Source organism: Stenotrophomonas sp. OVS01A (genome assembly GCF_019969775.1).
Classification (GTDB): Bacteria; Pseudomonadota; Gammaproteobacteria; order Xanthomonadales; family Xanthomonadaceae; genus Stenotrophomonas; species Stenotrophomonas indicatrix.
In genome coordinates this window covers 300632-314847 of record NZ_JAHXYV010000001.1, presented here as the reverse complement: position 1 = coordinate 314847, position 14216 = coordinate 300632, and the positions used below count along the sequence as shown (strand labels likewise).

The 14216-nt window shown below is 66.3% G+C and carries 15 protein-coding genes; 12 read left to right on the top strand and 3 right to left on the bottom strand.

What is annotated here, in order from left to right:
- Positions 1–176 precede the first annotated feature (176 nt).
- The 3 genes from LC407_RS01560 (at position 177) to LC407_RS01550 (ending at position 1776) form a co-directional block, all read left to right on the top strand.
- Positions 177–485: a DUF3861 family protein gene (locus LC407_RS01560; protein ID WP_025873974.1), complete on the top strand. Its 309-nt coding sequence runs from the start codon at positions 177–179 to the stop codon at positions 483–485.
- A 220-nt stretch (positions 486–705) separates the two neighbouring features.
- Positions 706–1098, top strand: coding sequence for a hypothetical protein (locus LC407_RS01555; RefSeq protein ID WP_317850700.1), 393 nt, complete (start codon positions 706–708; stop codon positions 1096–1098).
- Between the two features lie 81 nt (positions 1099–1179).
- Entirely contained in the window at positions 1180–1776 is a 597-nt protein-coding gene (locus tag LC407_RS01550) for a DUF1439 domain-containing protein (protein ID WP_025873976.1), read from the top strand.
- A 72-nt stretch (positions 1777–1848) separates the two neighbouring features.
- On the opposite strand, the gene LC407_RS01545 is transcribed toward LC407_RS01550, so the two are convergent.
- Both LC407_RS01545 and LC407_RS01540 read right to left on the bottom strand, forming a co-directional pair.
- Positions 1849–2391, bottom strand: coding sequence for a type 1 glutamine amidotransferase domain-containing protein (locus LC407_RS01545; protein WP_025873977.1), 543 nt, complete (start codon positions 2389–2391; stop codon positions 1849–1851).
- A 172-nt stretch (positions 2392–2563) separates the two neighbouring features.
- Entirely contained in the window at positions 2564–3031 is a 468-nt protein-coding gene (locus LC407_RS01540; RefSeq protein ID WP_010483549.1) for an SET domain-containing protein-lysine N-methyltransferase, read from the bottom strand.
- 210 nt (positions 3032–3241) lie between these two features.
- On the opposite strand from LC407_RS01540, the gene LC407_RS01535 reads away from it, so the two are divergent.
- From LC407_RS01535 to LC407_RS01515, 5 genes are all read left to right on the top strand, one after another.
- The gene (locus LC407_RS01535; RefSeq protein ID WP_025873978.1) at positions 3242–3697 is read left to right on the top strand and encodes an SUF system Fe-S cluster assembly regulator; all 456 of its coding nucleotides are present in this window, start codon (positions 3242–3244) and stop codon (positions 3695–3697) included.
- 16 nt (positions 3698–3713) lie between these two features.
- Positions 3714–5189, top strand: a complete 1476-nt coding sequence (sufB, locus tag LC407_RS01530; protein ID WP_025873979.1) for a Fe-S cluster assembly protein SufB — start codon at positions 3714–3716, stop codon at positions 5187–5189.
- A gap of 75 nt (positions 5190–5264) precedes the next feature.
- Positions 5265–6029, top strand: a complete 765-nt coding sequence (gene sufC, locus LC407_RS01525) for a Fe-S cluster assembly ATPase SufC (RefSeq protein WP_025873980.1) — start codon at positions 5265–5267, stop codon at positions 6027–6029.
- The gene (gene sufD / locus LC407_RS01520; protein WP_223482058.1) at positions 6029–7291 is read left to right on the top strand and encodes a Fe-S cluster assembly protein SufD; all 1263 of its coding nucleotides are present in this window, start codon (positions 6029–6031) and stop codon (positions 7289–7291) included. The genes sufC and sufD overlap by 1 nt, the downstream gene beginning before the upstream one ends.
- On the top strand, positions 7288–8544 hold the full coding sequence (locus tag LC407_RS01515; RefSeq protein ID WP_223482057.1) for a cysteine desulfurase: 1257 nt from the start codon (positions 7288–7290) through the stop codon (positions 8542–8544). Before sufD ends, LC407_RS01515 begins: the two co-directional genes overlap by 4 nt.
- 14 nt (positions 8545–8558) lie before the next feature.
- Here LC407_RS01515 and LC407_RS01510 read toward each other — a convergent pair whose 3' ends face one another.
- Positions 8559–9263, bottom strand: a complete 705-nt coding sequence (locus LC407_RS01510) for a transposase (protein ID WP_223482056.1) — start codon at positions 9261–9263, stop codon at positions 8559–8561.
- A 216-nt stretch (positions 9264–9479) separates the two neighbouring features.
- On the opposite strand from LC407_RS01510, the gene LC407_RS01505 reads away from it, so the two are divergent.
- The 4 genes from LC407_RS01505 to LC407_RS01490 all read left to right on the top strand — a co-directional run bounded on the left by LC407_RS01505 (position 9480) and on the right by LC407_RS01490 (position 14062).
- Entirely contained in the window at positions 9480–10019 is a 540-nt protein-coding gene (locus LC407_RS01505; protein ID WP_032975848.1) for a GNAT family N-acetyltransferase, read from the top strand.
- Complete coding sequence (locus LC407_RS01500) at positions 10016–10348, top strand: non-heme iron oxygenase ferredoxin subunit (protein WP_032975846.1); 333 nt, start codon at positions 10016–10018, stop codon at positions 10346–10348. The genes LC407_RS01505 and LC407_RS01500 overlap by 4 nt, the downstream gene beginning before the upstream one ends.
- A 660-nt stretch (positions 10349–11008) precedes the next feature.
- A complete protein-coding gene (locus LC407_RS01495) occupies positions 11009–13333 on the top strand; it encodes a catecholate siderophore receptor Fiu (protein ID WP_140227609.1) in 2325 nt (774 codons plus the stop codon).
- A gap of 51 nt (positions 13334–13384) precedes the next feature.
- Entirely contained in the window at positions 13385–14062 is a 678-nt protein-coding gene (locus tag LC407_RS01490) for a Fe2+-dependent dioxygenase (RefSeq protein WP_223482055.1), read from the top strand.
- Positions 14063–14216 lie beyond the last annotated feature (154 nt).

Genomic DNA, 14216 nt, shown 5'->3' with positions numbered 1-14216 from the left:
CAGCGTTTCCCGCGCCCACGCAATTTCCCGCACAGGCCCGCCGCCCATGGCCGCGCCGCTGTTTTTCCAGCGCAGGAACGAACCGGGTGGAACACTGCGTGCAGCGCCGGCCATCGCCGCCGGCCGACGCCTTGCCTATGGTGGTCCCATTCCTCCCCACCAGCGCGAGCACCCCCATGGCCAGCCCTTCCACCCGCTACCGGATCTCGGTGACCCCGATCGAAAAGGACGGGCACCAGTGCACCGGGCGCTGCACCATCGAACTGGAGCACCGCGCCAGCCGCGACCTGATGCGCCTGCTGGAATCGGCCCCGCGCACGGCAGGCCTGAGCGGCGACGAACGTGCCACCTTGGTGGTGGCCACCCAGCTGCTGCGTGACATCGTGCAGCGCCATGCCGACACCGACGGCCATGCACTGGCAGCGGTCGCCGCGCAGGTCCTGCCGGCGCTGGACGCGCTGGAACAGCTTCCCTCTTCGCGCTGACCACTTCGCGCTGAGCGGCCCCCGGCCGCTACACTGCCGCCTTCCAGGTCGCCTCGGGGAGGAGGCAGACATGCGCGGTTTTACTTCCTTGCTGATCCCGCTGCTTGTGGCGGGGTGTTCCAACCCTGCGCCCCCGGCCGATGACACAGGGCGCGACGCGAGCGTCGCCACAACCGCCCCGTCGGTGCCAACGACGAAAGCGGCACCGCAGGCCGCTACCGTGGACGCGATCGCCATCGATCCGCTGTATGGCGCCGTTGCCAACGGCAGCGAAACGCCCGCAGCGATGCTCAACCGCTACATGCTGGATCTGCTCAACCGCAACACATCGCGCAGCGATGCGGCCTGGGCCTATGCCCCCGCCGACCCGCGTCATGCCGACGATGCCGTGCTGCGCCTGCTGCCCGACGTGCGCAACCTGCGCCTGGACAGTGACGTGGCGTTGCCCCGCGACGATGGGCAGCCGCCACGCCTGCTGGAGGTGCCAGTGAAGATCCGCGCGGTGACCGCCAACGGCACCTTCCGCTACCACGGCTGGTACCGCGTGCAGCCCAGCGCCGATGGCCGCAGCTGGCAGATCCAGTCGGCCAGCCTGCAACCAACGCTGGACTGAACCGTTGCAACCGTGTGTACCCGCGATTCAGCGGGCAAAGCTACTCTGTAGGCCTCTTGGATCCTTCTTCCGGTCACCGCCATGCGCCTGCGTTCCCTGATGACCCGCCTAGCCGCCTCGACCGTGCTGATTGCTGCTGCGATCGGTGCGCAGGCCGCCCCTTCGATCTCCGGTCGTGAACTGGCGGTTGGCGCCAGCGACGTGCAGCAGTATCTGGACGGCAGCTTCCCGCGCACGCAGGACGCGCTGGGCGGCCTGATCGCGCTGACCATGAGCCACCCGCAGCTGAGCCTGCCCGCAGGCGAGCGCTTGAACCTGGGCATGGACGTGGCGCTGGCCACCGCCGGCGGTAACCCGGCCAAGCTGGGTACGGTGAAGCTCAGCAGTGGCCTGCGCTATGACGCGCAGACCCAGGGCTTCCACCTGCAGCAGCCGAGCGTGGATGACTTCACTCCGGCCAGCCAGGGTGGCCGTCTCGATTCACGGACCCGTGGCCTGCTGAACGCATGGCTGAGCGACTACGCCCAGCGCGAACCGATCTACAAGCTGGACCCGGCCGTGGCCGGACTGCTCGGCGCCCTGCAGGTGCAGTCGGCACAGGTGAAGAACGGCAAGCTGGTGGTGACCTTCAACCAGAACCTGGGCGACCTGGTGCCGGCGGGCATCCTCGGCAAATAAGGTAGTGCCGGCCGCTGGCCGGCAATCCTTTTACGCACGTGCCGGCCAGCGGCCGGCACTACCAGCGCCGCATCACGCCGCCAGCGCTTTCACCACCGCCTCGCTGAAGGCCGGAATGTCATCGGGCTTGCGGCTGGTGATCAGGTTGCCGTCCACCACCACTTCCGCGTCGCGCCAGCGCGCGCCGGCATTGGCCAGGTCCTGCTGCAGCGACGGCCACGAGGTGACCTCGTGTCCCTCCGCCAGCCCGCTGTTGATCAGCAGCCAGGGGCCGTGGCAGATCGCCGCCACCGGCTTGCCGGCACCGGCCATGCTGCGGATGAAATCCAGTACTGCTTCGTTGGTGCGCAGGGTATCCGGATTGATCACGCCACCGGGCAGCACCAGCGCATCGAAACGGCCGGCGTCGGCGCCATCCAGTGGTTGATCCACGGCGACCGAATCACCCCAGTCCTTGTCCTTCCAGCCCTTGATGCTCGCCTCCTTGGCCGGCGACACCACGCTCACGCGCGCGCCCTCCGCTTCCAGCAGGTGCTTGGGCTCGATCAGTTCGGACTGCTCGAAACCATGCGTGGCGAGAATGGCGATCTGTTTGCCGCGTAGACGCTGTGCCATGTCGTGCTCCAGATAGGGGGGAGCGCACAGGGTGGCCGAGTGGCCCTTGAACGGCGGTGACCCTCACGTGCACGGCAGGTGGAGAATCGCCCGGATAGCGCCGGGCCGTGCCCGGCGGCTTCTGGTTCCGCCCGCGCTTCGCGCTCGCCGGGCATGGCCCGGCGCTACCGGATCAGCGCTTGGGCTGCAGCATCGTGCCGGTGCACTTGGGCGAGCCACAGCGGCACTCCCAGATCTTCTTCAGCTTGGCCGTGTGGCGCTCGGCCAGGGTGATGCCGTAGTTGTACGTCAACTCTTCGCCCGCCTTGATATCGCGCAGCGCCTCGATGAAGACCTTGTCGCCGCGGCTGTCACCGTCTTCGTCTTCCTCGATCACCGCCTCGCAGTTCGGGTCGCAGCTGTGGTTGATCCAGCGCGCGTCGTTGCCCTTGTAGTTGGCATCGATCACCCAGTCGTCGTTGAGGGTGAACAGGAAGGTATGGCCGCTTTCCACGTCGCCACTGTCATCGGCATCGACATCGCCGTGGCTGCGCAGCAGGCCCTTGTACTGGATCACGCGCTCGCCCTGCTTGATCGGGGCCACGGAAAACACACCGTTGCCGTGGATGGCGGACTTGCGGGCTTGGATCTTCTTGGGCATCGGCAAGAGACGTTTGCAGCGGAAGGAACGTTGATTCTCGCCCATTCCGGGTGATTGCGAAAATCACCCCCATGCCGCAGCATGTCGCCCCGATGGCGGCCCTTGGCGACTGCCCTCCGGCCAGGCCCAAGCGCCCGCTGAATGGCCGGGTTGGATGCCGGCGAATAAAAGCGTACAATTTCAGTCCGCTTTAAGAACCACTCGCATCCCATGTTGCGCGTCACCAAGCTCACCGATTACGCCACCGTCGTACTGACCGTACTCGCCGCCCGTCCGGGCGAGGTGCTCAGTGCCACCGAGCTGGCCGAATTCACCGGTCTGGAGCCGCCCACCGTCAGCAAGGTGCTCAAGCCACTGGCCCAGGCCGGCCTGGTCGAAGGCCTGCGCGGCGTCCGTGGCGGCTATCGGCTGACCCGCCCATCGATCGAGATCTCGCTGTTTGAAGTGGTTGAAGCCATGGAAGGGCCGTTGGCCCTGACCGAGTGCAGCCACGACCACCACCAGTGCGGCATGGCGCCCAAGTGCGGTGCGCGCAGCAGCTGGCGGCTGATCAACGACGTGGTCTCCGAGGCCCTGCGCGATGTCAGCCTGGCGCAGATCCTGCCCCCTCTTCCCCTTGTCGACGAAGAACAGCGCCGCACCATCGCTGTCGACGTCGTCTCCTGATCCGTAGGCAGCCCCCATGGCCACCGAAACCATCGAAACCGTCGCCAGCGACGACACCCCCAACCGCGAGATCCATGAGCAGCTCGGCCGCAAGTATTCGGCCGGCTTCATCACGGACATCGAGTCGGACTCCCTTCCCGCCGGCCTGGACGAGGACACCATCCGCGCCCTGTCGGCCAAGAAGGAAGAGCCGGAATGGATGACGCAGTGGCGCCTGGACGCCTACCGCCACTTCCTGACCATGCCGATGCCGAACTGGGCCAAGCTGCAGATCGCCCCGATCGACCTGCAGGCGCTCAGCTACTACTCCGCGCCGAAGGGCCCGAAGTACGCCTCGCTGGATGACGTGCCCAAGGAACTGCTGGACACCTACGACAAGCTGGGCGTGCCGCTGCACGAGCGCGCCAAGCTGGCCGGCGTAGCGGTGGACGCGGTGTTCGACTCGGTGTCCGTCGGTACCACCTTCCGCAAGGAACTGGCCGAAAAGGGCATCGTGTTCTGCTCGATGTCCGAAGCCATCAAGGAGCACCCGGAACTGGTCAAACAGTACCTGGGCACCGTGGTGCCGGTGGGCGACAACTACTTCGCCGCGCTCAATTCTGCGGTGTTCTCCGATGGCAGCTTCGTGTTCATTCCCAAGGGCGTGCGTTGCCCGATGGAACTGAGCACCTACTTCCGCATCAACGCCGGCCACACCGGCCAGTTCGAGCGCACGCTGATCATCTGCGAAGAGAAGGCGTACGTGTCCTACCTGGAAGGCTGCACCGCGCCGATGCGCGATGAGAACCAGCTGCATGCGGCGGTGGTGGAGCTGGTGACGCTGGACGATGCCGAGATCAAGTACTCCACCGTGCAGAACTGGTACCCGGGCGATGAGAACGGCGTCGGCGGCATCTACAACTTCGTCACCAAGCGTGCCGAATGCCGTGGCGCGCGCAGCAAGGTCACCTGGACCCAGGTCGAGACCGGCTCGGCGATCACCTGGAAGTACCCGTCCTGCGTGCTGCTGGGCGACGACTCGGTCGGTGAGTTCCACTCGGTGGCGCTGACCCACCATCGCCAGCAGGCCGACACCGGCACCAAGATGATCCACGTCGGCAAGCGCACCAAGAGCAAGATCATCAGCAAGGGCATCAGCGCCGGCCGCGGCCAGAACACCTATCGTGGCCTGGTCAAGGTGGACCGCAACGCAGACGGCGCGCGCAACTACACCCAGTGCGATTCGCTGCTGATCGGCAAGCAGTGCGGCGCCCACACCTTCCCCTACATCGAGGTGAAGAACCCCGGCGCCACCGTCGAGCACGAGGCGACCACCTCGAAGATCTCCGACGACCAGCTGTTCTACTGCCGCGCCCGTGGCATCAGCCAGGAAGACGCGGTGTCGATGATCGTCGACGGCTTCTGCAAGCAGGTGTTCCGCGAACTGCCGATGGAATTCGCGGTGGAAGCCAAGAAGCTGCTGGAAGTCTCGCTGGAAGGTTCGGTGGGCTGATCGCCCGCCCTGCGCCCTCGCACAACGCATTCTCTTTACCGGCGGGCCCCGGCCCGCACCACGGAAACCCCCATCATGCTGAAGATCGAAAACCTCCACGCCCGCATCGGCGACAAGGAAATCCTCAAGGGCCTGTCCCTGGAAGTGAAGCCCGGCCAGGTGCACGCCATCATGGGCCCCAACGGCGCCGGCAAGTCCACTCTGGGCAATGTCCTGGCTGGCCGCGACGGCTATGAGGTCAGCGAAGGCAGCGTGCAGTTCGAAGGCGTCGACCTGCTCGATCAGGACCCGGAAGCGCGCGCCGCTGCCGGCCTGTTCCTGGCGTTCCAGTACCCGGTGGAAATCCCCGGCGTGAACAACACCTACTTCCTGCGCGCCGCGCTGAATGCACAGCGCAAGGCGCGCGGCGAGGAAGAACTGGATTCCATGCAGTTCCTCAAGCTGGTGCGGCAGAAGCTGGCCGTGCTGCACCTGAAGGACGAACTGCTGCACCGTGGCGTCAACGAAGGCTTCTCCGGTGGCGAGAAGAAGCGCAACGAGATCTTCCAGCTGGCCGTGCTCGAGCCGAAGCTGGCGATCCTGGACGAAACCGATTCGGGCCTGGACATCGATGCGCTGAAGAGCGTGGCCGACGGCGTCAACGCGCTGCGCAGCGCCGACCGCTCGTTCCTGGTCATCACCCACTACCAGCGCCTGCTGGACTACATCAAGCCGGACGTCGTGCACGTGCTGGCCGATGGCCGCATCGTCAAGAGCGGCGGCCCGGAACTGGCGCTGGAACTGGAAGCGCACGGCTATGACTTCCTGAAGGACCGGGTCGTGCCCGAGGCGGCGGTCTGATGAGCGCCCTGCTCGACTCCATGGCCCAGGCCTTCTGTGGCAGCGACGCGCGCCGCGAAGTGCTCGACAGCGTGCTGCGCGACGGCCTGCCCGGCGCACGCAGCGAAACCTGGAAGTACACCTCGCTGCGCCAGCTGGAGCGTCGCAGCTTCGCGGCCGCACCGTTGGCCCCGGCGCTGCTGGATGCCGCCGCGCTGGAGGACATCCCGGCACCGCGCCTGGTGTTCGTCAATGGCCGCCTCAACGACGCGCTGAGCGACGTGCAGGGCCTGCCGGCCGGCGTGCAGCTGGAGACGTTGTCCTCCGCACTGGCCGCTGGCGAGGACGCCGTGCGCTTCCTCGGCCGCCGCTACGATCGCAGCGACGATGTGTTCGCCCGCCTCAACGCCGCCCTCGCCGATGAAGGCGTGGTGCTGCGCGTGGACGACGGCGTGCAGGTCGAGGTGCCGCTGCAGCTGGTATTCGCCAGCGTGGCCGGCGACACCGATCTGGCCTGGCACCACCGCCACCTGATCGAACTGCGTGCCGGCGCCAGCCTGGGCGTGGTCGAGCACCGCTTCAGCGTCGGTGATTCGGCGCATCTGGACAACACGGTACTGCACGCCCACGTCGCCCGCGATGCGGTGCTCAAGCACGCCCGCGTGCAGGCCGGCAGCGCGCACCAGACCAGCTTCCTGCGTACCGACGCGGTGCTGGCCAAGGACGCGCAGTACCACCGCGTGGACCTGGAGCTGGGTGCCGCGCTCAGCCGCCATGAGCTGAACGTGCGCCTGGAAGGCGACAACGCCCAGCTGACCGCCAATGGCGTGCTGCTCGGCAACGGTCGCCGCCACGTCGATACCCGCCTGGGCATCGACCACATCGCCCGCGACACCAGCGCCGAGCTGCAGTGGCGTGGCGTGGCCGCCAACCGCAGTCGCGTGGTGTTCCATGGCGGCATCCAGATCCGTGCCGGTGCCGATGGCACCGACGCCAACCTGTCCAACAAGAACCTGCTGCTGTCGGCCGACGCCGAGATCGATACCCAGCCGACGCTGGTGATCGACGCCGACGAAGTGAAGGCCGCACACGGTGCCACCGTCGGCCAGCTCGACGCCAACGCGCTGTTCTACCTGCGTTCGCGCGGCCTGCCGCAGGCCCAGGCGCAGGCGCTGCTGAGCGCCGCGTTCTGCCACGAACCGCTGAAGGTGCTGCCCGAAGCGCTGCGCGAACAGCTGGCACGCCGGCTGGACAAGGCCCTGGCCGAGGCGGGCGTGGCATGAACCTGTCCACCCCGCGACCGATCGAAGCACCCGCCGACGCCCCCGACTGGGCGCGCGTGCGCCTGGACTTCCCGCTGCTGATGCGCGAAGTACATGGCAAGCCGCTGGTCTATTTCGACAACGCCAACACCGGCCAGAAGCCGGTGCAGGTGATCGGCGCGGTGGACGAGTTCTACCGTCGCTACAACGCCAACGTCAGCCGTGCCGTGCATGCGCTGGGTACCGAGGCCACCGACGCCTACGAAGGCGCACGCAACAAGCTGGCCCGTTTCCTCAATGTGCGCAGCAACGACCTGGTGCTGTGCAGCGGCACCACCTTCGCGATCAATCTGGTTGCCTACTCGTGGGCCCTGCCCCGGCTGAAGGCCGGCGACGTGATCCTGGTGTCGCGCATGGAACACCACGCCAACATCGTGCCGTGGCAGCTGGTCGCCCAGCGCACCGGCGCGACCATCCGCGTGGCCGAGATCACCCCCGACGGCGCGCTGGACCTGGAGGCACTGCGCGCGGCGATGACCGCCGAGGTCAAGCTGCTGGCGGTGGCCCATGTCTCCAACGTGCTCGGCACCATCAACCCGGTGCGCGAGATCTGCCGCGAAGCGCGCAAGCGCGGCATTGTCACCGTGGTCGACGGCTCGCAGGCCGCCCCGCACCGCAAGGTCGACGTCACCGCGATCGGCTGCGACTTCTACGCCATCACCGGCCACAAGATGTGCGGCCCGACCGGCACCGGTGCGCTGTGGGCGCGTCGCGAGCACCTGGACGCCATGCCGCCGTTCCTGGGCGGCGGCGAGATGATCAAGGAAGTCAGCTTCGACGGCACCGTATTCAACGACGCCCCGCACAAGTTTGAAGCCGGCACCCCCAACATCGCCGGTTTCATCGGCCTCGGCGTGGCGGCGGACTATCTGCAGAACGTCGGCCTGGACCACGTGGAAGCGCGCGAAGCCGAGCTGCTGGCGCACTTCACCGAAGAGCTGCGCCGGGTTGACGGCCTGCGCATCATCGGCGAAGCGCCGGAAAAGGCCGCGGTGGTGTCATTCCTGATCGACGGCGCCCATGCGCACGATCTGGCTACCCTGCTGGATCTGGAAGGTGTGGCCGTGCGCTCGGGCCAGCACTGCGCGCATCCGCTGCTGCAGTACTACGGCGTGGCGGCGACCTGCCGTGCGTCGTTGGCGTTCTACAACACGCATGAAGAGATCGAGCGGTTCATGGCTGCGTTGACGAAGGTGCGGAAGTTGCTGGGGTAAGGCTTCAGCCGGGGTCAGAGCCCTTTGCTCGCAAAGGGATCCGACCCCAGCAGAGCGGCAGACCGGGGCCAGATCCCTTTCGCACCGCGAATGGGCTCTGACCCCATCAGCACCCCGACCAATCGTCGCTGCGACTGCAGCGCTCCACGTATCTCCGCCAGATCACCCGCAGGAATGCCCTGCTCGATGAACTCGGCGTAGCGCCTGCGCCGCTCATCCACATCAGCCGCAATCAACTCGAACGCCGAATGCGGCACGAGCAGCGCATTCGCTCTGCCCTGCGCATTGGCGCGATAGCTTGACCAACGATAGTCCCCAGGGTGCGCCACCATCCGCGCACGTACCGGGTTGAGTTCGATGTAACGCTGGCAGGCGAGCAGGTACTGATCAGTATCCACCAGCGTGGAATGAAAGCGCCCCTCCCAGAGAGTGCCGGTACGGCCCTCACGCTCATTCACCAGACGAACGTAGCTGCGGTTCACCGCCTGCATCATCCGCGACAGCCCTCCGGACACATCAGGCGTCGCCAGAAGATGGACGTGGTTGCCCATCAGCACGTAGGCATGAACCCGGCAGTTGTGTTCCTTGGCGCAGTCGCGCAACAGACCCAGGTAAATCGCAGGATCACCGCTGTTGAAGAACACGGCCTGGCGGTTGTTGCCGCGCTGGACAACGTGTTGCGGATACCCGGGCGCGTCGACGCGGCGGGGGCGTGGCATGGGCATCTCCTGGGGCAGAGGGATCAGAGCCCTTGGCTAAGCAAAGGGATCTGACCCCGAGCATCCCTTGCCGCGACGCAGCTGCCAGTCGGGGGAGTGCCTGACGCTACGTCAGTGAATTGGGTCAGAGCCCTTTCGCGGCGCGAAAGGGATCTGACCCTGGCCCATTGCCTCGACCCATTTTGCGCCCGCCCCCGCCCCACCTAGAATGCCCCCATGAGCACTCTGACCTTCCGCGCCGCCACGTCGGCCGACATCCCCGCCCTGATCACCCTGGTCACCTCGGCCTACCGCGGCGACGCCAGCCGCGTCGGCTGGACCACCGAAGCCGACCTGCTGGACGGCGCCCGCGTCGATGCCGAAGGCATCCAGGGCGACCTGGACCGCCCGCGCTCGACCATCCTGCTGGCCGAACGCGACGGCCAGCTCGTAGCCTGCGCCCATGTCGCCGACGTCGACGGCAAGGGCTACTTCGGCATGTTCTCGGTCGACCCGGCCCAGCAGGGCGGCGGTGTCGGCAAGCAGTTGATGGACGCGGCCGAAGCCCACGCCGCACGCGAATGGAACGTGCCGGTGATGCAGATGACCGTGATCGACATCCGCGACGAACTGATCGCCTTCTATGAGCGCCGCGGTTACCAGCGCACCGGCATCAAGAAGCCGTTCCCGTATGGCGACGAACGTTTCGGCATCCCCAAGCGCGACGACCTGCGCTTCGAGATCCTGGAAAAGCCGCTGGCCGGAGCCACCGCGTGAGCGAGGCCTGGACCTTTGTCTGCGCCGGCGCCGAACTGCTGCCGGGCGAATTGAAGAGCGTCTTCGACGAAGTCACCGGCACACCGATCGTGGTGTTCAACCTCGACGGCGAGCTCTACGCGTTGGAAGACCAGTGCACGCATGAGGAGTTCGAGCTGTCCTCGGGCGAGTTCAACACCGCCGAGGGCAGCGTTGAATGCGTACTGCATGGCGCGCGCTTCGACGTGCGTGATGGCCGCGCCCTGTGTGCGCCGGCGTATACCGCGGTGCCGAAGTTTCCGGTGAAGCGCGAACACGACGCCATCTGGACCCGCGACGACCGCGATTGAAGTTCAAGGCATCCACCCACGGGGTGGTTCTCCTGACGGGCGCTTGGAGGGCCTTTCAGGGGCCCTGCGGGCAACCCGGAGCCGCTTACAAATCACGCAGATGCGAATCATTATCGTTGGTGTTATGCTAACTAACATCTTCGTCACGACTCCACCTGCGCCATGGCCTCGCCCGCGCCTATCGTCCTGCTGTGCCAGCTTGCCCGTCGGGGTTGGCCACTGCTTGTGGCCGCGCTGCTGACTCTGTGGTTGGGTTGGTCGGCGTTGCAGGAAGGACGGAGCACGCTGACAGATACGCCCGGAACCTACGTCCAGGGCGTAGCGCCGTCTTCGCCCCCATATTCGCTGCCGCACGAGCACGCGATGCAACGCGCGGAATCCGAGCCGGAAGGAAGCCGGGGCGACAAGCCCCCGGTACTGCGGCGGCTGTGCCTGCAGCGCCCGGAACATGCCCCAGCAGACACTCCGACGCCGGCGATGCCTGATCCGCCGGTGCCCGTGATCGATCGTCGCCAGCCGCCTTCGCACGCACCGCCCGCGCAGCTGGCCTGACGCTTTTCTGCGCGCTGCGCAGCCGCTGGACTGCATTTCCCTTTCCCTTCCTGTTGCCGCGCTGTCCAGCGCCGGCGGCTCCTTCCTGTTCCTTCTCTGCAGACGCTCATGAACCCGATCAAAAGCCGCAAGCACGCTTCGCCGCTTCGTACCCTGCCGCTGGCCACCGCCAGCCTCGCTGCCGGCCTCGGCCTGGCCGCGCTGCCTGTGCTGGCCCACGCCGAAGCCACCGACAACGCCCGCACCCTGGACAAGGTCGACGTCCATGCAGTTCGCGGCTACAAGGCTGACAAGGTTGCCTCGCCCAAGTTCACACAGCGCCTGCAGGACACCCCGCAGACCATCCAGATCATCACCAGCGACCTGTTCAACCAGCAGGGTGCCACCACCCTGACCGAGGCACTGCGCAACAGCCCCGGCGTGGGCACCTTCTATGCCGGTGAAAACGGCAACACCACCACCGGCGACGCACTGTTCATGCGTGGCTTCGACACCTCCAACAGCCTGTTCGTCGACGGCGTGCGCGACCTTGGCTCGATCTCACGCGATGTGTTCAACATCGAACAGGTGGAAGTGACGAAGGGCCCGGCCGGCACCGACAATGGCCGCTCCGCACCGACCGGTGCGATCAATCTGGTCAGCAAGCAGGCCAATCTGCAGGACGCGACGTCGGCCAGCGTGTCGCTGGGCAGCGACCAGCAGCGACGCACCACCGGCGACTGGAACCAGACGCTGGGTGCGACCAGCGCGCTGCGCGTCAATGCGATGTGGCAGGACAGCGACCAGCCGGGCCGCGACCATGTGCAGAACAAGCGCTGGGGTATTGCGCCATCGCTGGCCTTCGGCCTGGGCACCGCTACCCGCTACTACCTCAACCTGCTGTACGTGAAGCAGGACAACGTGCCCGATGGCGGCGTGCCGACCCTGGGCCTGCCTGGCTGGACCGCGCAGCCGACCCTGGAAGCGCTGGCCGGTCATCCGGTGAACCCGGAGAACTTCTACGGTACGCGTGCAGACCATGATGACGTGACCGCGAAGATGGCCACGTTCCGCTTCGAACACGACTTCAGCGACACGCTGCGCCTGACCAACACCACGCGTTGGGGCCGCACAGAACAGGACTACCTGCTGACGGCCTTCATGGGTACCGGCGTTCGCGGTGCGAATGGCCGCCCGACCGGCAACATCAGCTACACCAATCCGGCCGATCTATCGACCTACGCGATCGCGCGCAGCCTGCCGACCTTCAAGGACCAGCGCAACACCATCCTCACCGATCAGTTGAACCTGCGCGCCGACTTCAACACCGGCAGCGTCGGTCATGCGCTGAGCACCGGCCTGGAATTCACCCGCGAAGAGCTGGACAGCTACGGGCAGGCCGCCACCGGCGGCACCACCTGGCCGGCAGCGAATCTGTACAACCCCGACTGGAACGTGGGCGGGCTGACCTGGGCGCACAATGGCGCCGATGCCCACGGCAAGACCACAACCTCCTCGGCCTATCTGTTCGATACCCTGTCCTTCGGCGAGAGCTTCCTGCTGACCGCGGGCGTGCGCGCCGACCACTACAAGACCGAGTACGCGAGCGCATCGGTGTGCGGTGGTCGCGGTGGCCCGGCATGCGGCAGCAATCCAACCGGCACCGTGCTGCGCAACCCGACCCTGGAAGCGTCCGACACGCTGCTGAACTGGAAGCTCGGTGCACTGTACAAAGTGGGCGAGACGGTCAGCATCTATGCCAACTATGCCGTCTCACAGCAGCCTCCTGGCGGCGCGAACTTCCAGCTGAGCAGCTCGGCCAGCAGTGCCGACAACCCCAAGCTCGACCCGCAGAAGGCCAAAACCTTCGAAGTGGGCAGCAAGTGGGCGTTCCTGGATGACGCGCTTGCAGTGAATCTGGCGCTGTTCCAGACCGACGTTGACAACGAGATCAACACCACCGTGCTCGACGATGCCGGCAACCCGACCCAGACCGGCAGCAAGCGGGTCAAGGGCGTGGAGCTCTCTGCAGTCGGTCGCCTGACCGACAACTGGTCGGTCACCGCCGGCTACAGCCACCTCGACACCGAGGTGAAGGAAGGTGCCAAGGTAGCCGCCGATGGCACCACCAACCTGACCTACACCCCGGCCGACACGTTTACCGGCTGGACCAGTTACACCCTGCCCTTCGGCCTGACCATCGGTGGCGGCGTGCGCTATGCCGGTGGCATGCACCGTGGCACCGACGGTGCGGTGGGTACCCCATCGTTCACCAAGTCCTACGTTGTCTATGACGCCGTCGTGTCCTGGGCGATCAATGACTCCATCTCGCTGCGCTTGAACGGTTACAACCTGTTCGACAAGCAGTACGTGGCCAGCATCAACAAGAGCGGCTACCGTTACACCCCGGGCGCCCCGCGCACCTTCCTGCTCAGCGCGGACGTCCGCTTCTGATGTCATGGCGCGGGGGAGCCCGTCTCCCCCGCGCATCGATGAGGAACCGCCATGCTGCTGCACATCCCCAACGTGCTTGCACCTGAAGAAGTGGCGCAGATCCGCCAGCGGCTGGACGCTGCCGACTGGACCGACGGACGCGAGACGGTCGGCTCACAGGGTGCGCAGGTCAAACACAACGAGCAGTTGCCCGATGCCTCACCGCTGAAGGCTGCGCTGGCCTCCGTGGTGCTGGCCGCGCTCAAGCGCAGCCCGCTGTTCTTTGCCGCCGCGCTGCCCTTGAAGTACCTGCCACCGCGCTTCAACCGCTACAACGGCGGCGGCACCTACGGCTTCCACGTCGATGGCGCGGTGATGAACCTGGCCAACGGCGAGCAGCTGCGTTCGGACATCTCCTGCACGCTGTTCCTGTCCGACCCGGACGAGTACGACGGCGGTGAGCTGATCATCAGTGATACCTACGGCGAGCACGAAGTGAAACTGCCGGCCGGTGATCTGATCGTGTATCCCTCCAGCAGCCTGCACAAGGTCAATCCGGTCACCCGCGGTGCGCGCGTGGCATCGTTCTTCTGGGTGCAGAGCATGATCCGCGACGATGTGCAGCGTCGTCTGCTGTGGGAGATGGATACTTCCATCGAGCGCCTGCGGCAGACCAATGGCGATGCCGATGCGGTGCTGCAGCTGACCGGCGTGTACCACAACCTGCTGCGACGCTGGAGCGAGGTCTGAACCGATCAGGCCACCCCTGCCGCAATTTGGCAATCATTCTCATTTGCAACGGCTAACGGGTCTCATTACAATCACGCCCCGTTGACGCCGGATGTTCCGGCCAGCCAGGGATCTCCGCTTGCGTCGCCCGTTCCGCCCCCGCCCGCTTCGGCTT